26 protein-coding genes are annotated in these 18,604 nt (G+C 42.9%); 22 read left to right on the forward strand and 4 right to left on the reverse strand.

What is annotated here, in order from left to right; all coding sequences use genetic code 11:
* The 17 genes from JOD82_RS26470 to JOD82_RS26550 all read left to right on the forward strand — a co-directional run bounded on the left by JOD82_RS26470 (window position 1) and on the right by JOD82_RS26550 (window position 13,716).
* Complete coding sequence (locus JOD82_RS26470; protein ID WP_103049863.1) at window positions 1-474, forward strand: phage tail tube protein; 474 nt, start codon at window positions 1-3, stop codon at window positions 472-474.
* Between the two features lie 28 nt (window positions 475-502).
* Entirely contained in the window at window positions 503-925 is a 423-nt protein-coding gene (locus JOD82_RS26475; RefSeq protein WP_209950256.1) for a phage tail assembly chaperone, read from the forward strand.
* Between the two features lie 232 nt (window positions 926-1,157).
* Window positions 1,158-1,808: a hypothetical protein gene (locus tag JOD82_RS26480; protein WP_076292398.1), complete on the forward strand. Its 651-nt coding sequence runs from the start codon at window positions 1,158-1,160 to the stop codon at window positions 1,806-1,808.
* Between the two features lie 39 nt (window positions 1,809-1,847).
* Window positions 1,848-4,199 (forward strand): hypothetical protein, encoded by a 2,352-nt coding sequence (locus tag JOD82_RS26485; protein ID WP_209950257.1) that lies wholly within the window; start codon window positions 1,848-1,850, stop codon window positions 4,197-4,199.
* Window positions 4,199-4,906 (forward strand): LysM peptidoglycan-binding domain-containing protein, encoded by a 708-nt coding sequence (locus JOD82_RS26490; protein WP_209950258.1) that lies wholly within the window; start codon window positions 4,199-4,201, stop codon window positions 4,904-4,906. Before JOD82_RS26485 ends, JOD82_RS26490 begins: the two co-directional genes overlap by 1 nt.
* A 4-nt stretch (window positions 4,907-4,910) precedes the next feature.
* Complete coding sequence (locus JOD82_RS26495) at window positions 4,911-5,909, forward strand: XkdQ/YqbQ family protein (protein ID WP_209950259.1); 999 nt, start codon at window positions 4,911-4,913, stop codon at window positions 5,907-5,909.
* A 3-nt stretch (window positions 5,910-5,912) separates the two neighbouring features.
* Complete coding sequence (locus JOD82_RS26500) at window positions 5,913-6,272, forward strand: DUF2577 domain-containing protein (protein WP_209950260.1); 360 nt, start codon at window positions 5,913-5,915, stop codon at window positions 6,270-6,272.
* 47 nt (window positions 6,273-6,319) lie between these two features.
* Entirely contained in the window at window positions 6,320-6,676 is a 357-nt protein-coding gene (locus JOD82_RS26505) for a DUF2634 domain-containing protein (RefSeq protein WP_245249151.1), read from the forward strand.
* Window positions 6,669-7,736, forward strand: coding sequence for a baseplate J/gp47 family protein (locus JOD82_RS26510; RefSeq protein ID WP_209950262.1), 1,068 nt, complete (start codon window positions 6,669-6,671; stop codon window positions 7,734-7,736). Before JOD82_RS26505 ends, JOD82_RS26510 begins: the two co-directional genes overlap by 8 nt.
* Complete coding sequence (locus tag JOD82_RS26515) at window positions 7,729-8,277, forward strand: YmfQ family protein (RefSeq protein ID WP_312887717.1); 549 nt, start codon at window positions 7,729-7,731, stop codon at window positions 8,275-8,277. Before JOD82_RS26510 ends, JOD82_RS26515 begins: the two co-directional genes overlap by 8 nt.
* A complete protein-coding gene (locus tag JOD82_RS26520; protein ID WP_209950264.1) occupies window positions 8,270-10,786 on the forward strand; it encodes a hypothetical protein in 2,517 nt (838 codons plus the stop codon). Before JOD82_RS26515 ends, JOD82_RS26520 begins: the two co-directional genes overlap by 8 nt.
* A gap of 13 nt (window positions 10,787-10,799) precedes the next feature.
* Window positions 10,800-11,315, forward strand: coding sequence for a hypothetical protein (locus JOD82_RS26525; RefSeq protein ID WP_209950265.1), 516 nt, complete (start codon window positions 10,800-10,802; stop codon window positions 11,313-11,315).
* A gap of 5 nt (window positions 11,316-11,320) precedes the next feature.
* On the forward strand, window positions 11,321-11,467 hold the full coding sequence (locus JOD82_RS26530; protein ID WP_209950266.1) for a CD1375 family protein: 147 nt from the start codon (window positions 11,321-11,323) through the stop codon (window positions 11,465-11,467).
* A 48-nt stretch (window positions 11,468-11,515) separates the two neighbouring features.
* Window positions 11,516-11,917, forward strand: coding sequence for a hypothetical protein (locus JOD82_RS26535; protein ID WP_209950267.1), 402 nt, complete (start codon window positions 11,516-11,518; stop codon window positions 11,915-11,917).
* Between the two features lie 3 nt (window positions 11,918-11,920).
* Entirely contained in the window at window positions 11,921-12,841 is a 921-nt protein-coding gene (locus JOD82_RS26540) for a peptidoglycan recognition protein family protein (RefSeq protein ID WP_209950268.1), read from the forward strand.
* 15 nt (window positions 12,842-12,856) lie between these two features.
* A complete protein-coding gene (locus tag JOD82_RS26545; RefSeq protein ID WP_209950269.1) occupies window positions 12,857-13,423 on the forward strand; it encodes a phage holin, LLH family in 567 nt (188 codons plus the stop codon).
* 122 nt (window positions 13,424-13,545) lie between these two features.
* Window positions 13,546-13,716, forward strand: a complete 171-nt coding sequence (locus JOD82_RS26550; protein ID WP_209950270.1) for a hypothetical protein — start codon at window positions 13,546-13,548, stop codon at window positions 13,714-13,716.
* Here JOD82_RS26550 and JOD82_RS26555 read toward each other — a convergent pair.
* A complete protein-coding gene (locus tag JOD82_RS26555; protein ID WP_209950271.1) occupies window positions 13,700-14,596 on the reverse strand; it encodes a DUF6414 family protein in 897 nt (298 codons plus the stop codon). The two genes, JOD82_RS26550 and JOD82_RS26555, sit on opposite strands and share 17 nt — an antisense overlap.
* A gap of 249 nt (window positions 14,597-14,845) precedes the next feature.
* Between JOD82_RS26555 and JOD82_RS26560 the strand changes: the two genes are divergently transcribed.
* From JOD82_RS26560 to JOD82_RS26580, 5 genes are all read left to right on the forward strand, one after another.
* Complete coding sequence (locus JOD82_RS26560) at window positions 14,846-15,169, forward strand: DUF2500 family protein (protein ID WP_209950272.1); 324 nt, start codon at window positions 14,846-14,848, stop codon at window positions 15,167-15,169.
* A gap of 34 nt (window positions 15,170-15,203) precedes the next feature.
* Complete coding sequence (locus JOD82_RS26565) at window positions 15,204-15,650, forward strand: NucA/NucB deoxyribonuclease domain-containing protein (protein ID WP_209950273.1); 447 nt, start codon at window positions 15,204-15,206, stop codon at window positions 15,648-15,650.
* A gap of 266 nt (window positions 15,651-15,916) precedes the next feature.
* Complete coding sequence (locus JOD82_RS26570; RefSeq protein ID WP_209950274.1) at window positions 15,917-16,429, forward strand: hypothetical protein; 513 nt, start codon at window positions 15,917-15,919, stop codon at window positions 16,427-16,429.
* A 25-nt stretch (window positions 16,430-16,454) separates the two neighbouring features.
* The gene (locus tag JOD82_RS26575; protein WP_209950275.1) at window positions 16,455-16,862 is read left to right on the forward strand and encodes a hypothetical protein; all 408 of its coding nucleotides are present in this window, start codon (window positions 16,455-16,457) and stop codon (window positions 16,860-16,862) included.
* Window positions 16,863-16,977: 115 nt separating this feature from the next.
* Window positions 16,978-17,211: a hypothetical protein gene (locus tag JOD82_RS26580; protein ID WP_209950276.1), complete on the forward strand. Its 234-nt coding sequence runs from the start codon at window positions 16,978-16,980 to the stop codon at window positions 17,209-17,211.
* Between the two features lie 71 nt (window positions 17,212-17,282).
* Here JOD82_RS26580 and JOD82_RS26585 read toward each other — a convergent pair whose 3' ends face one another.
* From JOD82_RS26585 to JOD82_RS26595, 3 genes are all read right to left on the reverse strand, one after another.
* Window positions 17,283-17,741 carry a hypothetical protein gene (locus JOD82_RS26585; RefSeq protein ID WP_209950277.1) on the reverse strand — a complete coding sequence of 153 codons (459 nt, stop codon included), beginning with the start codon at window positions 17,739-17,741 and terminating at the stop codon, window positions 17,283-17,285.
* 180 nt (window positions 17,742-17,921) lie between these two features.
* Window positions 17,922-18,125, reverse strand: coding sequence for a hypothetical protein (locus tag JOD82_RS26590; RefSeq protein ID WP_209950278.1), 204 nt, complete (start codon window positions 18,123-18,125; stop codon window positions 17,922-17,924).
* Complete coding sequence (locus JOD82_RS26595; protein ID WP_104495830.1) at window positions 18,122-18,334, reverse strand: hypothetical protein; 213 nt, start codon at window positions 18,332-18,334, stop codon at window positions 18,122-18,124. Before JOD82_RS26595 ends, JOD82_RS26590 begins: the two co-directional genes overlap by 4 nt.
* Between the last annotated feature and the right edge of the window lie 270 nt (window positions 18,335-18,604).

Genomic DNA, 18,604 nt, shown 5'->3' on the forward strand with positions numbered 1-18,604 from the left:
ATGACACAGTGGTTGCAAGCTAAGGATACTATTTCCGGCCAGCAGGGTCGATTGTACGCCACCATAAACGGTAGTGTGGAAGAGATGGCCTACTGCAAGAAATTCGAGGCAAAGATCGAGAAAAACATGACAGAAGTAAAAGTATTGGGATATCTGGGGGATCAGAATAAAGCCAATGGTTGGAAGGGAACGGGGTCAATGACTTTTTACTATGTGACCTCGTTGTTCAGACAAATGATGCTGGATTATGTGACCACAGGAAAAGATACCTATTTTGATCTGGTTGCGGTCAATGAAGACCCGACTTCCTCGATCGGCAAACAAACCGTGACGCTCAAGAATGTCAATATAAGCAGCATTATTATTGCTAAGTTGGATACTGAATCTCAATTGTTGGACGAAGATTTGGACTTTACTTTTTCCGGGGTAGGATTGCAAGACAGTTTCACAAAACCTGTTTTGGGTGGTAACTAAAATAATCTAAATTAAGGGGATATAAATAATGAGTCAATTTAGCGCATTCTTTAAAGAAAATTCTTCAGTTGATATTACAGAAGAGGTTGTTGTTTCTGAGAGATTTAAAGATGAAGACGGCAAACCTATTCTGTGGAAGATCCAAGGTATTTCAGAAGAGCGGAACAAATCCATTAGAAAGTCTGCTACAAAAACAGAGAAGGGCAAAGGGGGAATGAAGATTCCTGAAATTGACCCGGACGATTATACCACAAAGCTAGTTTTGGAAAGCGTTGTGTATCCTAACCTGAAAGATGCAGAACTGCAAGAGAACTATGGTGTTGTTGGGGCAGACAATTTACTCAATAAAATGCTTTTGTCCGGTGAGTTCGCTACTTTGTTAGAAAAGGTGCAGGAGCTTAACGGTTACGATCAAGATATCAACAAGGTTATGGATGAAACAAAAAACTAATGGAGGAGGGCGATGCGGATGCAAACTTCGCATATTATGCCCTCCACAAATTACGTATATTGCCCCAGGACTTGATGAAAATGTCTGTCACTGAGCGTGGAGTCATATATCAAATGATTAAGGAACGTATCGAAAATGAGAAAAAAGAAGCGGCGAGACTAAATAAATGATTTACTCTTCCTGAGCGGGTTGATAGAATAATGGTAAAATATACCCACTCAGGAGGGTCATTATGTCTAATTACGGCGAGTGGCAAGAATCGAAAAAAGAATACAAGATGGAAAAAAGAAAGAAACGTCATAAAAGCCAATTGGTTCTTCTCGCAATCATATTGATAATAGGAATTCCTTTGGTTATCATTGTTGGAATCACAAAAGGTTCAGAGAGCGGCAAAGAATCTGTAAAACCCATGACAGAATCCGCTCAAATAAAGAAGGAGTTTGATTCGTTTAAAAAGCAAGTTCTCAGTGAAACTACACAAATGATTGAGAGTGAAGCGAATTTCAATGAATTCGTTAAAGCTTATTCATCTGGTTCGTTTAGTCAAGTCGAAGCTTACGAAAACGTTAAAGAGTATCGGGATATAATTAATCAACATAGATCAAATTTAATAGCAATGAAGTTTGACGAAAGATTTCCCGAGAAACTTGGAGCTCATTTAACGGAAGGAAAATCAAAGATTTTGGATGGAGTAGCTATGAAAGACTCTGCGCTGGCATCGTTACTTGAATACTTGGATGATGGTAAAACAAGTGAATTAGCTGAATATCGAGAAAATTCTCCTTTGTATTTAGTAGGAGTGAAGGCAGGTTTACAGGAAATCAATGTAGTTGAAAAAATAGTAAATCCTAAAAAACAAAGTACAGGTAAAGCATCCAAATAGGGTGCTTTTTTTGTGCCTTTTTTTTGGAAAGGAGGGAAAATGGCTACTGTTCAATCGACGCTCCAATTATATGATAACTTTTCAAACAAACTAAATGCAGTCAATCAGGCTCTTCAAAATACAACACGGCAAATGGAACGGTTGCAAACGGCTGCCCGTGCTAATATTCAAATAAACGTAAACGCGGCTAATGCAGTTAGTGAGTTGAATACTGTACAACGAAGACTGCAATCTTTATCCGATGGGAATGTGCGAATCAATATTGATGCAGCCAATGCAATTCGAGAGCTGGAAGTCGTGCGTAACCACATAAGGCAAATGGGCTCAGGATCTGTTGTCAATATTGTGGTGAACTCGGCTGATATTTTGCGCGAAATTACTGTTATTCGCGACCGAATTCGTGGGATGTTTACAGCTTCGGTTGTAAATATAACAATCAACGCTGCTGATGCAATAGCGCAGGCGCGGCACATTCGGCAACAAATTGACAGCCAACTGCGGAATATCCAAGCCAGAATACGGATACAATTACCAGCATCGTTACAAGCAATGTTTGGCAATCTGCAAATGCTTGTATTGAGGCTCATTCGTGTTGTTCGGCAACTGAGAACAAGCAGCGGCGCAAACGCAGCATCGTTACAAGCCGCATTAGCACGGATAGAAGCTTTGGAACAGAAGATAAACCAATTACAAGAAAGACTGAATCGACGTTTGCGTGAGGGCGGACGGGCTTCCGAGAGTATGTTGAGCAACCTCAGAAACATTGCAGCCGTTTACGTTTCTATTGCAGCGGCAAAGGCCCTATTTGAAAAGGTTATGAGCGGGGCGATGGATCAACAATCATTTATTGACACATTTTCCTCTCGAGCTGGTGATCTGAATCTAGGGAATGCTATTTATGATTCGATTACTAAACAAGCATTAAAGGCTGGGCAAGATGTAAATGAAGCATTGTCAGGAACGATGAAGTTTATGTCTAACACTATGGACCCTCAACAGTTAACAAAGTTGAATATGCTTTCTATGCGGCTTGCGAAGTTAAATCCTGCTGAAGGTTTAGAAGGGGCAGCTTTTAGTATGAAGGAACTCCTTTCGGGGGATTACACTTCCATCGTGGAAAGGTTCGACATAGGGAGGAGTACCATTAGGTCAAGTGATGCGTTGAAGGCTGGTAAGGCAGGAAATATTGATGAATTCATAAAGGGAATGGATAAGCTCCTTAACCAACAGAATTTAACGCAAAAGGCATTTGACAAAATGTTAGAATCTCCAGCTGCAAAATGGAAGAAGGCAGTAAACACTTTTGAGTTTAGCCTATCTAAGGCAGGGATGCAGGCATTAAAAGCCTTTGAACCATTGTTCGATATGATAAACAACGGTTTCCAAAGCGGTAAGTTTGATCAATTTTTCGGCAGTATTCAAGCTGGAATGTCCATGATTGCAACAGCAACAACAAGCGTAGTTCAATTTCTTGTGAACAACTGGGATCTGGTGAAAAACACGTTATTAGTTTTAGGCGTTGTAGCTGCCGCTGTAGCTGTTGGGTTTGCGATAGATTGGATTATAGCCGTTTGGCCATTAGCTCTAATTGTGGCTGCTATCATTGGTATTATAACGGTACTGAATAAATTCGGGATATCCACCGGGGAAGTTGTGGCTTTTGTTGTGGGGGTGTTTTATGCAATGTTTGCCCAACTAAACAACTGGATTGCTGGATTCTGGAATGTAATTTTAGATTTCGTGGAGTTCTTCGCAAATATTTTTATCGACCCGGTTTACGCAATCAAAAAGCTGTTTTATGACCTGTGGAATGATATCGGTAAGTATTTCGTAGATCTGATAAACAAGATGGTCGATGGCTTAAACTGGCTGATCGAAAAAACAAATTCGATTACCGGTTCTACCATTTCTGCGATCCAGTACATGAAGATGGCAGATGGTCCGCAAAAGCCGACTTCGGATAAAGATGTTATGGACTTTAGCAAGTACCGTATGCAATCAATGGATGTTCTCAAAGCATTCAATAATGGTAAGTCGATGGCTAACGACCTTACTAAATCCGTAAGCAATTTTTCTCTTAAAGGAACTGCCCAGCCTTATAAAGCTCCTAAGGCAGCAAAGCCAAACGGCGCTGGCGATGTTGGCAAGGTTGGTAAAGTGGGCAAAGTAGGCAAGATCGAAGACAAGGTAGATATCTCAAGCGAAGACCTCAAGGTCATGCGGGATATCGCAGAAATGAAGTCTATACAGAACTTTGTTACTCTTACGCCTACAGTGCAAGTCAAGACGGGCGATATAAACAATGGGGCTGATGTAGATACAATCATCAAAAAGATTGGTGATCATCTGGAAGAACAGTTTGTTTCTACGGCACAGGGGGTGTACACCTAATGGAACACGCCATACTACTAAGCTACAACAACGGGGAAGAAGCATTTCGAATTCCAGTCAATCCCCCTGAAATGAGCATCAAAGAGGCTGGAGACGGTTCCACATTTAAAATCGTGGACGGGGGCGAGATTAACGCAATTCAATCGCGAAAGCTGACGGAAATATCGTTTGACAGTTTCTTTCCCGGTCAGGCGTACCCCTTTGTTAACGGGGACGAATTGAGGCCTATACCTGAATATATTGCTTTAATAGATAAGTGGATGGACACCAAGCGGCCCATCCGCTTTATTTATTCTGCGATCAGCTTTGAGTCGGGCGCGCAAAAGAGTCCGCAGGAAATTGCTATAAACATGCCAGTCACAATAGAAGAGTTTGAATGGAAGCCAGTGGCTGGTACTTCGGACATTGAGTACACGATATCTTTCAGGAAATACGTTTTTTACAATGCGGTGCAGGCCAAGGTTAAGCAAACCACAACCAAGACAGGCGCAAAAAAGACCACGACCACAAAGGCGAAGGCCAAGCGTCCTAATGAGAAGGTTAAACCCAAGTCGGTTAAGGTCAAGGCAGGCGACACGCTTTGGATTATTGCCAAAAAGAACTTAGGTGACGGGTCCCGTTACAAAGAGATTCAGACACTCAACAAAATTACAAATGCACAGGCCAAACGGCTAAAGGTTGGACAAGTGCTAAGACTGCCGGGGTGATGGCATGGATATATTCATAGACAATCGAGACGGAAACGTGTGGCAGGTGTCCGGCGAAGCGATGGCAGGCAAAGAAAACGCCGCCGGGCTGGTGTCTGAGCTTGCTTGGAAGACCGAACGCACTGGGAGCCCGGGCAGCGTAGATATCACGCTTGTTAAAGATGGAATATATCAAAACAAGAAGTTTAAAGTCCAGAATGGGGATATCGTCCGGATTACCAAAGGTAAATACAAGATATTCTACGGCTATGTGTTTTCGGTGGAGCAGTCGGAGAAATCCGACATGAAAATTACTGCTTATGATCAGATCCGTTATCTGAATGCAAACGACACTTATGTATTTAAAAACCTGACGGCTGGCGCGGTGATAAAACGAATTGCAGAGGATTTTAAGCTGAAAACCGGAATGATAGCTGACACGGGATATAAAATCCCAGCCATGGTAGAGGACAATCAAAAGCTATTGGATATTATCTACAAGGCCATAGACCAAACACTAATGTCTACCGGAACCATCTATGTTTTCTACGACGACTTTGGCGCTCTAGCCCTTAAACGAGCCGCTGACATGCTTGTATCTGTTTCGGTGGGTGACGGCAGTTTAATGACCGGATACGCGCTTAAACGGTCCATAGACAGCGAAACGTACAACTATGTAAAGCTGGTGCAGGACAATAAAGAGTCAGGTAAGCGCGATGCCTACGTTTACCAAGACGGTAACAATATTAAAAAGTGGGGTAAGCTTCAACTCTATGACAAAGTAGACGAGAAGATGAATGCTGCTCAAATAAAACAAAAGGCGCAAAACTTGCTCACCTTACACAACAGAGAAAGCAAAAGCTTAAGCATAGATGCTATGGGAGACTTGAGCATCCGGGCGGGGTGTTATGTGCCTGTCTTCATCGACGATTTGAAGGTAAGCCAAGTTTACTTGGTAGATTCATGCACACATAAATTTTCAGGAATGGAACATACCATGTCACTCGAATTGAAGGTGATCTAACTAATGATTAAACAACTGCGGGATATAGCTTTAGGCAGTATAGAAGCATCCAAACCAAGCGAAAGTATGGTAGGACAGGTGACGGGAGTAGATCCGCTTGAAATTACTGTTGATCAACGGCTGGTGTTGGACGCAGATTTATTACTTGTCACGGAGCGTGTAAAGCGGTATGTGGTTAGTCTCACACACAGTCATGTATACAAAGACGAGACTCCTTCTGAAACGGCTACCAAGAACACTCAAACAGCGTTGCCGGATGTGCTAGTGATCCGCGAAGGTTTGAAAATGGGGGACGCAGTGCTGTTGCAGCGAATGAAGGGCGGCCAACAATTTGCCGTTATAGATAAGTTGGTGAACGCATGATTCCTGAGGGTGGTAGCATAGTTGACGAAGAGATTGAGGAAGAGGAAATGCCCACCAAGACATATGCCTTAGACTTCACAAATGGACGCGCACGCGGCATTGTGGACGGTCTGGAGGCTATGCGGCAAGTGGTGTATAAGATACTTCAAACACTGCGATATGAAAATCTCATATACTCCGACGATTACGGGGCAGAAGTAGACCGGCTGCAAGGGCAGAGCCGGTTATTTGTGCAGACTGAGCTTAAGCGATTAGTGCGTGAGGCTTTGCTGGCGGATGACCGGATTACAGATGTGAGGGATTTTCAATTTACCTTTACAGGATCGGACGTACTGGCAGAATTCGAAGTCGTGACTACGCAAGGTAATTTCAGGAACGAAACGGGGGTGAGCGGCATTGTATGAGACTCAAACTTTTGACAACATCTTAGAGCGCATGCTAGCCCGTATACCGGACAGTATGGATAAACGGGAGGGCAGTGTTATATATGATGCGTTGGCCCCAGCTGCTTCCGAATTAGCGCAAATGTATGTGGAATTGGATACGAGTATAAGCCTGATATTCCCGAACGCAGATAATGAGGAATATTTGGACTCGGCTGTGGCATGGTCCGGTATAACTCGTAAAGAAGCGACCAAAGCACATTGGCGAGGAAAGTTTTACGACAGCCAAGGGGTTCTCATGGATGTGCCTATTGGCAGCCGCTACAGCATTGAGGATCTAAACTATGTCGTACTCAGTAAATTGGGTGTCGGCCAGTTTGCTGTGGAATGCGAAACGGCTGGTGTAATAGGTAATCAGTTTTCGGGTTCACTGTTACCGATTGACTTTATTAACGGGTTGGCCAAGGCGGAATTGGTAGATCTACTTGTTTCCGGCGAGGATACAGAAACGGGCCCAGCTCTATTTGATCGGTACCAAGACAGAGTAACTAAGGCTATCACCAGCGCAAATAAGAACCAATATGTTAACTGGGCTAGGGAAGTGCCGGGCGTAGGCGATGCGAAAGTATTTCCTTTGTGGAATGGTAATGGCACGGTAAAGGTAGTTATTTTGAATAATGAAAAACGCGCTCCATCGGCAGCAGTAGTTCAAGCTGCGCAAGACTATATAGATCCAACACAGGATGGACACGGCGAGGGGGCCGCTCCAATCGGACCAGTGGTTACGGTTGTGGGAGCTGGCGAAGTGCCTATTAACGTCAGTGTGCGGGTTCAACTCGCAAGGGATGCGACTACGGATGATGTAAAAGAGCAGTTGGAAGCCAGCATTTCAAAGTATCTGGAGGGATTAGCTTTTAACGATACCGACACATTGGTGCGTATTACGCGGATCGCCAACTTTATCTTGGACGTGCCGCCTGTTATCGACTATTTTGATTTAACCATTAACGGCGTAACCAGCAACATTCAGGTTCCGTTAGATTCGGTTGCCGTGCTCGGGACGGTGGATGTGCATGTCTAAAAAACTAATGTCATACTTGCCGGACTATTATGAGGAAATTCAAGAATTCGTAGAAATAATGCAGTCGGAAGATATTGAGTTTGATAATTTGGATGCTGCAATAGTGGATACATTCCGCCAGTTTCACCCGGAGACTGCGACATGGGGCATTAAGTTTTGGGAAAAGGATCTTAAAATAATTTCCATGCCCTCTAAGCCAATTGAGCAGCGGCGGAGCGTGGTTATCTCTAAGATGCGCGGGAGCGGCAAGGTGTCTGCGAGCATGATCAAAAATGTGGCAGATAGCTATGATCGCGGAGAGGTTGATGTTACTGTTTTTCCGTCTGAATACTATTTTGTGATCAGGTTTATCGGGACACTAGGATTGCCGCCAAATCTCCAAGACTTAAAAGATGCTATAGAAGAGATCAAGCCAGCACACTTAGAAGTGCGGTATCAGTTCAGGTACCTTGTTATACGTGAGATACACCATGTGATGAAGATCAATGAAATTAATAACACTCAATTAAACAAATTTGCAGGAGGTGTGCGGATTGGCTAGTAATACACCTAATTTGAGCCTATACATGAAGGACCCGGTGGCAGACGGGAATGATTTTTTCGACGTTGAAACGATGATGAATGATAACTGGGAGAAGATAGACGGTTTTGCTGGTGGTATGGATGAGGTTAAAGAACGCCTTAATACTATATCTCGTCAGGGTGTAACGCTTCAGCCGGGCGTGCAGATCATCAATACTTCCAAGTCAGCCTTATTCCAGCTTTCTGGTTTGACAGGCCGGATGATGGTGAATCTGCTCGGGCGGATGGGGAGTTGCGAAAGCGTGGGGCTGTGGTCGTCTAATACGACTATAGCAGTTGATACCGCTAATAAAACCAGCGGGGCCAGCTCATTCAAACTTACGCTTGGTTCTGTGCCCGCTACAGCTTCAGCAAGCTTTTTAACTACGCCGGGGAAAAAGTATATAGCTGTGGGCGATGTTAAAAACGGAAATACCAGCAAGGTGGCCATATCCATAAACGGGATTGCTGGAGCTGCAGGTAATGAGGTAACATCAGCCTCTGCTTTTGCGCCATCTGTTGTGCGGTTCGCCGCGACGGACTTTTTTCACATTGTTACGATCACGGGAACGGGTGCATCTGGTAATACGTTTAATATGGACAGCGTGCGCGTCTATGAGGTCAGTGATGCAGATTATGCAGCAGCCGCAAGTTATACACCAGCTCAAGCAGCCGCTAAATGGCCTTACGTAGACAGTGTAATGCCTGTACGTAATCCATATGTGATACGGTACGGGGAAAACCTGTTGCCAAGCTTCTATGAATGGGTTTTACACGCTAATGCGGTAGTTTTGGGGCCTAACAAGCTGCAACTAAAGGCTACAACGGGAAACCAAGCTTCATCTGTGGCGTTACCTTGTGTACCAGGAATGAGTTATAAAATTTCCGGCACCATACCGCTTGGCACGTATGTGAGGGTGAGTTTTTACGATGCCAACGGAACATTTATAAGCGATCTTTTTAATACCAGCATAACAACGCCGAACAATTGTTACCGAATGGGGATTGAGTTGCAGAACAATAACGCTGAGGGTGCTACAGGGACGTTTGTGTTTGAAAACATAATGCTCAACATCGGCAGCACAGCTAAACCCTTCAAACCTCGCGAGGACTCCATGTTGGCATTGCAAACAGACCTGTATGCCGATCCAGTTACAGGGGCTAATGCGGATACAGTGTTTGAGCGTGACGGACAATACTTCAAGTCTAAGAGTTGGAATGGCTTGACGCTGGATGGTAATCAAGCTTGGGCGTACAAGGACACCAAGGCAGGCAATAAACAGGTAACTTTACCTTTGCCCAACCCAAAGACGGACAGCGAAAGAGTTGTAAAGTATGACGGCAAATTAATCGCACATGCCTACCCGTGGACAGATGCGGATCAATCGTTTTTAGCCGCTGACGGGTTATATCTATCAATACCCGTTGCGGATAGTGGATGGGCAGACGGGTACCAACCAGACCAGAACGACATCAAAGCCTATTTCTACGGCTACAAAGCTTATGACGCTAATACCATCACGCCAGCCCAAGCGCAGGCGGCTACCACAGCAACGTGGAACGGTACAGGCACTAAATATTGGGTTCAACGTGTCGGTGCGCCTAACTTTACCCAATCCGCACCACAACAGGCATATGCAGGGTATACACCGTACCAACTCGTATACCAGCTTGCAACGCCTACAGTAGAGCCTATTGTATCAGAGGGGCAACTTGCGTTTAACGAGGGCGATAATCAGGTTGAAGTAGGTACGGGGATTGTGCTGCGCGAGTCGGTTGGTCCTAAACTGCACACAAACGGGTTCTACTATATTAACGCTAATGCCGTTTCGGGCAGTAATACAGTCAATACACCTAGCCGAATTATCAATATTTTCGCTAACAACAAAAACGATACAAGCAGTTGGGCCAACTATACAAATTCCAGCAGCAACGGAATAACGTCCGAACTGAATCCGAGTAAATTTAATGCCGCAGCTTCTTATAGCGTCACATACCTTATGGCTACACCATCTCCGGTCGTACCATTCACAGGCTCATATGCTGCGAATGAAAAGACGCTGCTTGCAGACTTGGTGGACGGTATGCAGCAGACAACCTCAAGGGTGTCGGTACTGGAGAACAAGAAGGCTGACAAAGATAATCCTGCATGGCTTACGCCTACGTTGCTTAATGGTTGGACTAATCATGACGTAACGTTGAGTCAGATATCTTACTTGAAAGATTCGGCAGGTTATGTCCACATAAAAGGCATAGCTAAACCAGGAGCTATGAATACGAATGTCTTCCAGTTACCTGCGGGATATAGACCATCGCGTACAATGGTGGCAGGAGTGGCAGCGAATACGGACAGCGGGCATGATGTTTTAGGGCGCGTCAATATTGGATCTAATGGCAATGTTGCGATACTTGCTGTAGTTGGCATCACGATAACGAATACTGGTTGGGTTAGTTTGGACAGTTTGCCGCCGTTTCTGGCTGAACAATAAGGAGGTCTAACATATGAAAGTAGTACCTAAAGTAAATACAGACGGCTTCTATCTAGAGGACGAACTGGTGGACGATGCCTTTAATGGTGTCGTCCCTTTTTATGCCCAGCCAGATAGCACTGATCAAGACGAGGGCACCGAACCAAAAAAGCCGGAGCTTTTAGGCTACACAGTTGGCGTACCGATCACAACGCCGGGACTGTTCAAACCGCGTTTCGATCTTGCTGCATGGAAGGTTTATGAGAGTGCCGTATACGAGGCACAAGAGGCGTATATATCGGCGTTAAACGATTGGCAGGCTAAGGGCAGGGAAGAAGGGGGACAGCCAGCATATGTTGCTCCTAAGCAGCCAGACAAACTATGGACTGAGGGACTTACGCCGGAACAGATAGCGGAACTAACCAAGCAGCCAGAACCGCAGCCAAAGCTTCGTGAAGAACTTACAAATACACAGATTGCAATGGCTGATATGTACGAGCAAATGCTTGCAATGCAAGCTGAACTTAAAGCTCTTAAAGAGGGGAGGTGATTAACGTGGCAGCCATATATGGATCTCTAATCATGAAAGGCATAAAGACGTTTGCTCAGGTGCCAGATATACAAAAGGAACCGGTTAGAGCATATCTAGTAAGTTGGGGATTAGATGTAGATGGCACACCATTAGAAAAACGGGAAGAGTAAGGCAGGAAAAATTTCCTGAGCAAAATAGATAGAGACGGGGGAAAGGGTATGCCGGAAGGAGACGTGATGGCAATTGAACAATTGCACGCGAAAACAGAAGAGTTAACAGCTCAGCTACAAGGTTTGAGCGCGAAGTTTGCGAGGCTTTCCGCACAAACATTGTCGGATGAAGCGCGTTTTAAACTGATCGAACAAACAGCGGGGCGCCATGATGAAGAGATTCGCCAGCTCAAGGATTCGACTAGAATGATGCAATTGCAATTCGATCAAGTTATGACCAAAATTGATACGCTGGAAATGAAACTGTTCAGCTGGCTCCAACAAACTCAGCAGGACAGCGTTAAAGAACGAACCACGAATAACAAGCAGTGGTTTCAGTTCCTCACGTTTGTGTTGGGTGGGACTATAATCGCTATTGTTACGGCGGTATTCGTAAAAGGGGGATTGTAAAGATTGTTTAATCAAACCAAATACACAATAGAACGGCGCTACATAAACAAGCGCCATAATGTAAGACCGGGTACTCGCCTAACAAGCGGGAATCCGGTCTTTTTAGTTGCACACGACACAGGTAATCCAGGAGCTTCAGCGGATAACCACTTTGCCTATTTTCAAAATCTAAAAGACCGATCCGCATCTGCTCAGGTCTTTGTGGATGATAAGAAGATACTTGAGATTATTCCAACTGGAACCGGATCGGATGCAGCCGAGAAAGCTTGGCATGTCTTGTATAACGTCACTACGGATAACGAACGCTTTGGCGACGATGCGAACGATATAGCTTTGGGCGTGGAATTATGCTTTGGAGGCAAGATCAATACGCTGGAGGCTTACAAACGCTTTGTATGGTACTTGGCCTACTGCTGTAACAAATGGGGGATTAACCCACGTACACATATCCCATCGCATAAGCAGCTTGACCCGTATCGTAAGAGGGACGTAGACCAAGCTCTGGCGACGATTGGCAAAACGCTAAAGGAATTGGTTTATGACGTGGAAACGGAGCTTAAAGGCGCTGCTGTGGCTCCTGCTGCGTTGGACTTTACGCCGTTACCTGTGTATATCGCTCAATCCTTAATTGATAACTACGTATCTCCAGCTTGGTTCGCAAGCCAGAAGGCGGGGGATCAGGAAGGCAAGACGCATTTTCATAACCTCGCTAACAACCTGCGGGCTGCGGCAGGGTTGAACGAAAAAAATCTGCCGCTTGCTGGAGCTGTGAAGCTGTTTAAATCCAATGCCCAAGAGATTATCTTCCGCTGGCTGCAACCAGCTTGGTTTAAAGCGAAACAAGAGGGTGACAAGGAACAAATGCAACACTATAACAACCTGGCTAATTACTTGCGACGTGCTGCAGGTTTGCCAACACAATAAGAGGGGGATTTATAAATGCAAAATGTAATCGAAACAATTCAACCAGCTATTAGTACCATTGTTACAGCCATTGTAGGCGTACTAGTGACCTTTGCTTTGGCAGGGATTAATACACTAAAGAATAAGGCTAACAACTGGCTAGACGCACGTACAACAGCCGCGCAACGTGAGGTAATCCACAAAGTAGCGGGGGAAGCTTTCGCGCTTGCTCAGACTACGTTTAAAGATGCAGGCGGGGTTCGAAAGATGAAAGAAGCTTTACAGTATGCATCCTTGAGGCTTACAGAACAGGGTATTGTGGTATCGGCTACAGAATTGCAGGCAACTATTGAAAAAGCTTATTTGGAGTTCAATTCTAAACAGAAACAGCAAACGGGCATCGTTACAGTAGAACCCAAAATCAACATCGAAGAAGCCTCTCAGGCAGCAGCTAAAGAAGCTGTATCGGGTCTGGCTGCAAAGTTGAATGATTTCTTGGCACAGGCTACAGCAGAGGTAACACCAGTTGCTCAGGTTCAACCTGAACCAGACCCTATTTCTATGCCAACTGAATCTGTCCAAACGCCTGTTACTGCAGAATAAATCTATAAAACAAATACCCTGCTGGGATGCGGTGACGGCAGGGTATTAATGGGTATAGATAATTTTGTGTGGTGGAATATTATCAAGTATGAGAATATAATAAAAATAGGGTGGTGAAGAAAATGTCCTTGAAAAAACAGATTAAAAGTATAATCGGCCAAGGTATAGCCCGAACTAACAGAGAACGAGAAATTTTTGATCAAGACTTTTCAAGAATATCTAAACAAATTGCCGATGGCAAAAGCGAAATGAAAGAAAGAGCAAAAAAACGCAGACTTATTCAAAATAAATAGCAACTGGAGATAAAATGATATCTCCTTTTTTTATTGCGCTAACTGTTTTCAGTATCATTTCAGTAACTCCGCTCATCATGCTTGATAACTGTTCAAGATTACTATTACCTTCAAACATATCTATATTTAAATCCTCGAAAACACGAGTCGCTTTCGCCAATACATGAATCTGCAGCTTAGACCCTCCGCCGTATTTAAAATTTAGTTCCGAACTACTTTCTCGTAAGTGCTCCTTTTTCAATGGTGAGATAAACAGTCCTTGTCTTAAAAAAAGATTTGTCGGTAGGATGTTTCCGAGATATTCAATGAAGCTTCCGATTAACTCAAACATCTTTTTTGTTTCTTCGACATCACCGGATTGAGCATGAGGATTTGTTTGTTTCATAACTTCAATTAATGCATTAGGGTCGGCTATGCTTTTGAGATAGTCAAAATCAAAAATACTAAAGTCAGCAGAAACTTTTACATATTTACCAAAGAGGTTTTCTAAATTTGGTTCGTTAACATTAGTGATAGTTTCTATATTGATAGTTTCAAGATAATTTTCAAACTCAATAAGTGAGTTGTCGTGTAATTGCTTCGATATAATTTCTTTGCCAGCCTCTAATTGAGTAAGAGAGAATACCTCATCAGCTTGATTGTTTGCTGAATACTTGTAGGTTACTGTACCGTTTGGAGAAACAGAAATGAACGGAATATTTACCGACCCCGTATTTAATTGTGCCGTAACATCATGTGTACCTTGTCTTTTGGTAGCAGATGAATCTGTCCTTGTATCTTGTTCGAACTGTTCATGCGTAGAGTTGGAAGGAAGACCACGGTGAGTTTGGGCCATAAAAGAATTCAGAAAATTAGTGTCCAGATAAATAATCTCTTTCATATTAAATACTCTCCTTAGTAGTTGTTAGATGCAGAATTAACTTTACTCTATGATTCACCAGAATTCACCATATTTTTTTGAATGTATTTACAGAATCACCCAAACCAATTATACTGATAACAACACATACGGAAGCACCGTTGTGCAATCCGAAGGCATCGGTGACACCCTACTGGCTAAGCTGGTGGGGTGTTTTTACGTTTTGGGATATAGCAGTTTATTAATGAAATTTTAAGGAGTGAATAATACATGCTCGAAGGATTTCTAATTGTACTTATAATGATCGGTTTAATAATGGCCGTTTTAGTACCTGCAATAATATCTGCCGAACGCGAAAACGCAAGGAATTCAAAACTACCCAAAATTGAACGAATCGCAAAAGTAATTGATAAAAGAGTAGACTGGGTGGAGAATTCTTCAACAAAAAAATATTTTATAACATGCCAATTTGAAGGATCAGATCGGAAAGAAGTCAGAGTACAGGAAAATGAATATGGCATTTTAATCGTTGGAGATGAGGTTAAAGTAATAACCCAAGGTACTTCAGAAAAGGTCGAGCGTTTTACAACATGAGGTGATCAGCATAATCCATATGGGAGGTATACATATGTTTAAGTGGATATTTACCGTGTTGATAACAGTCCTATTAGCTGGATGCAGCGTACAACAAGACGTTGTAAAGAGCACTAAGAGCGACCCTGTAGCCGTTCCGGTAACGCAGGTATCTGCCGATACGGTCAAGCTGGAATTCCCGTCAGACCGTTATCCCGAGACAGCACAGCACATTAAAGAGGCTATAGCAGCCGGAAAGTCACCAGTATGCACTATAGACCGTGAAGGAGCCGACCATAACCGGGATTTATCATTGAAAGGTGTACCCACCAAGAAGGGCGAAGATCGCGATGAATGGCCTATGGCGATGTGTTCCGAAGGTGGAGAGGGTGCAGACATTAAGTACATAAGTCCAAAGGATAATCGTGGAGCTGGATCGTGGGTAGGACACAAGCTGGACGACTATGCTGACGGGACCCGAGTGGAATTTATAGTAAAATAGCAACCCCCCGCCAACCAGTTTTAGGTTAGCGGGGGTTTTTGACATTAATCAACACTACATTTAGATTTAATAGTTCAAAAGACCATATTTATGAAGGAGGAATAGCCTGAAATTTATTTATGTTATTGATTAAATACTTAGAATTTTAAACAATTCATCATGGGACTTCCTTACTGTTTATTACAATTTACTATTTTCCCGTTACTTCGACATTCACTTTTGTATATTATTTTGTTGTAAATACAAAATATTGGAGGAATGTATAAGTGAAATGGAAATTAGCTAAAAAAACTATTTTGAGCTCAATGGCAACTGCTTTATTATTTTCTGTTATAACTCCTTTCGCGGCATTTGCAGAAACATCTTCAGTAACTGCTACATACGGAACAACACCAACAATCGATGCAAATACTGTAACTCCGCCTGCTCCTACTGTACAGCCTGATGGGGAAGTTAGTACCCAAGGGGTGAAAGTTAAGGCTGTAGAAACTGCTATTAAAGCATTAAGATATGTTATCGATAACCCTGTGTCGCGGTGGACTCTGGAAAAATTCTTTGATACAGAGACAGTGGCAGCTGTTATTAAATATAACAATAAGGTTTTTGGTGTTCTTGAAAGCTACTTAGGAGCAGTAGAATTGACTACTGCTGAAATAGCCGCAGGCGCAAGGTCTGCAATCGTTCAGGAATTGAGAGGAGTCGTTAGTAAAGGAATCGCAGAAGGAGTAGGGATGGTTGTGGAGTGGTTGATTTATTATGGTAGCAAAGTAATACTTTAATGACTTGAAAAATGAGAGGTGCATCATGGAAAACCCGGATATAACTCAACTTGAGAAGCGTATAAACATTTTGCTTGAATGGAAATCTGCATTGTTACGTTTAGCAGAAGATGAATTGTCACCATATGATAAATGGTGTGCAGAAAAAGAGCTTAGTCGTGAAGATCAACACTTTATCACGAATCTTTGTATGTTATTTAACATACGATTGCATCCTGATCAAAGTAACCCCGATGTTCAAAAAATCACTAAGAACTTTGAAGAACATTTCAAAGTTAATGATTTTGAGTTAAGTTACGAAGTGTTTGAAAAATTTATAAAAGATTATCAACTTAGAGTGCATCCAATTCATGAGTGGGATGCTCGAGAAGTGCTTGAAAAGCTGGCCGAGAGTAATAGGAGTATTGAATTGAAGGAAAAGCTACTGGGTTAGCTATGGATTCTAAACGGAATAAGTAAAACGGTCCCGCCAATTTAGATTAGCGGGACCTTATTCATTGGAGGAAAAATCACAACAATCACCGAATAACTATTCTGAGGTGATCAGCATGAACCATACATATAAAGTGTTAAAGTCGGATATAGAATTATTTGCAGCTGCATTAAGCCAGGTAAGAGTATATGTAGTCCAGACGTTGGGTGAGGATCTGATAGATATAGTGGATTACGGTGGCGCAGTGGAGAAGATTACACCAGAGTCAATTAGGATTAACGGATCTTATTTTTTCCGTAAGCAGTTTGAATTTAGAGTAGATGTGAAAAAGGACTCCAACGGTATATAACCGATAGAGTCCTTCTCTGTTTTATGTGAGTCGAATGTATATGAAGCCACTTAGTAATTTCTGTACATTAATTAGAATTGTCTTGCGCTTATATTGAGGTCCATCTGGGAACCGTCTTGGGTGTAAATGTATACACTATATGAGTTTTTACTTTGGGAATAAATTTGCAAGGTCTTCTGACTACCAGGTGAAACCGAAGTGTCTATAGAGGTGCTGGAACCAGCTTTCTTAATCTCTACATAAGCTGTTGAACTTCCATTATTTTTAACGAACACATTGGCGTCTTCTCCATTCTCAGGGATCATGGTGAAGGTTTTCTCAAATGCTCCTTTTCCAGTGTGATGTATCGGATTAATCAATTGAACATCAAAAGGAGTAATAACATGTCCGTCCTGATTCTCAGTATTTTCGATCACTTTAATGTAACCATTATCAGTTTGATTTGCTGAAATTGAATCCTGCGCAAAAGCAGCAGGGCTTAGTGACAGAAGCAATGATGTGGCGATACCAAAACTCATTAATCTTTTCAAATTAAATCCCTTCTTTCTATAATTTAACTACAAAAATAATTATAATTAATCTGTATATCTGTGTACATAGTCACTAAGTACCATAAAATATAGTTGTTAAGAGAATTGAAAAAAGGCAGTCTTATTTGGCGGTATATAATAGAAAGCTCTGCTAACCTTAATTGGTCGGCAGAGCTATTTTTATTTGAACAATTTTGAAAGCAGCTTGAATATATCAAACGTGCTGCGATTGTACGCCTTATTGTATGCCGCCTTACGTGGGTTTCTTAGCCATCCCCAGCCCCGTGGCATCTGTAGTCCTGCACGGTGTACAATCTGCCGTTTGAGGCTGGTACGAGCTGCTAAACGCTTGTTTAGGCTGGGCTTGCGTGGTCCATATTTCATTCCGATACCTCATTTATAGAGCATTCTTTGAATACGTTAAGATCCAAATCAAACAGTATGCCGATCCGCACCAACTCAGAAGCAGTAAAACGGTCCTTTTTTAACTTTAAAGAAAAGGTGACCTCTTTAATGCCTACTTGCTCGGCCACCCATTTATTTTTATATCCTCGCTTATCAATTTCGCGTACGATCATTTCCGCGATGGTCATTTTTATCAGCCTTTCAACACAATTATGAGGGTAATTACACTTATGACAAACCCGGCTAGACTCATTATAAAGCTGGCAGTGTTTAACTTGCTCATATACGGTGTAACCTCCTTCGCTTCGTGGTATACTTAATTAAAGAGAGAACATAAGCCCCGTTACAATCCGCCCCTTTTGGGGGCGAACCGTAACCCTCAGCTTACTACCTAAGTAGTAAGACTATGAGGTTGATGATCGCTGTCATAAATGTAATCAGGACCGTCAAGAACTGGA

The sequence above is a fragment of the Paenibacillus sp. 1182 genome (assembly GCF_017833915.1).
GTDB classification, from domain to species: domain Bacteria; phylum Bacillota; class Bacilli; order Paenibacillales; family Paenibacillaceae; genus Paenibacillus; species Paenibacillus polymyxa_D.

What these genes read in the sequence shown, in the direction of transcription:
- JOD82_RS26470 (WP_103049863.1), top strand. Translation starts at nt 1, where the DNA reads ATGACACAGTGGTTGCAAGCTAAGGATACTATTTCCGGCCAGCAGGGT.
- JOD82_RS26475 (WP_209950256.1), top strand. Translation starts at nt 503, where the DNA reads ATGAGTCAATTTAGCGCATTCTTTAAAGAAAATTCTTCAGTTGATATT.
- JOD82_RS26480 (WP_076292398.1), top strand. Translation starts at nt 1,158, where the DNA reads ATGTCTAATTACGGCGAGTGGCAAGAATCGAAAAAAGAATACAAGATG.
- JOD82_RS26485 (WP_209950257.1), top strand. Translation starts at nt 1,848, where the DNA reads ATGGCTACTGTTCAATCGACGCTCCAATTATATGATAACTTTTCAAAC.
- JOD82_RS26490 (WP_209950258.1), top strand. Translation starts at nt 4,199, where the DNA reads ATGGAACACGCCATACTACTAAGCTACAACAACGGGGAAGAAGCATTT.
- JOD82_RS26495 (WP_209950259.1), top strand. Translation starts at nt 4,911, where the DNA reads ATGGATATATTCATAGACAATCGAGACGGAAACGTGTGGCAGGTGTCC.
- JOD82_RS26500 (WP_209950260.1), top strand. Translation starts at nt 5,913, where the DNA reads ATGATTAAACAACTGCGGGATATAGCTTTAGGCAGTATAGAAGCATCC.
- JOD82_RS26505 (WP_245249151.1), top strand. Translation starts at nt 6,320, where the DNA reads ATGCCCACCAAGACATATGCCTTAGACTTCACAAATGGACGCGCACGC.
- JOD82_RS26515 (WP_312887717.1), top strand. Translation starts at nt 7,729, where the DNA reads ATGTCTAAAAAACTAATGTCATACTTGCCGGACTATTATGAGGAAATT.
- JOD82_RS26525 (WP_209950265.1), top strand. Translation starts at nt 10,800, where the DNA reads ATGAAAGTAGTACCTAAAGTAAATACAGACGGCTTCTATCTAGAGGAC.
- JOD82_RS26535 (WP_209950267.1), top strand. Translation starts at nt 11,516, where the DNA reads ATGCCGGAAGGAGACGTGATGGCAATTGAACAATTGCACGCGAAAACA.
- JOD82_RS26545 (WP_209950269.1), top strand. Translation starts at nt 12,857, where the DNA reads ATGCAAAATGTAATCGAAACAATTCAACCAGCTATTAGTACCATTGTT.
- JOD82_RS26550 (WP_209950270.1), top strand. Translation starts at nt 13,546, where the DNA reads ATGTCCTTGAAAAAACAGATTAAAAGTATAATCGGCCAAGGTATAGCC.
- JOD82_RS26555 (WP_209950271.1), bottom strand. Translation starts at nt 14,596, where the DNA reads ATGAAAGAGATTATTTATCTGGACACTAATTTTCTGAATTCTTTTATG.
- JOD82_RS26560 (WP_209950272.1), top strand. Translation starts at nt 14,846, where the DNA reads ATGCTCGAAGGATTTCTAATTGTACTTATAATGATCGGTTTAATAATG.
- JOD82_RS26565 (WP_209950273.1), top strand. Translation starts at nt 15,204, where the DNA reads ATGTTTAAGTGGATATTTACCGTGTTGATAACAGTCCTATTAGCTGGA.
- JOD82_RS26575 (WP_209950275.1), top strand. Translation starts at nt 16,455, where the DNA reads ATGGAAAACCCGGATATAACTCAACTTGAGAAGCGTATAAACATTTTG.
- JOD82_RS26580 (WP_209950276.1), top strand. Translation starts at nt 16,978, where the DNA reads ATGAACCATACATATAAAGTGTTAAAGTCGGATATAGAATTATTTGCA.
- JOD82_RS26590 (WP_209950278.1), bottom strand. Translation starts at nt 18,125, where the DNA reads ATGAAATATGGACCACGCAAGCCCAGCCTAAACAAGCGTTTAGCAGCT.
- JOD82_RS26595 (WP_104495830.1), bottom strand. Translation starts at nt 18,334, where the DNA reads ATGACCATCGCGGAAATGATCGTACGCGAAATTGATAAGCGAGGATAT.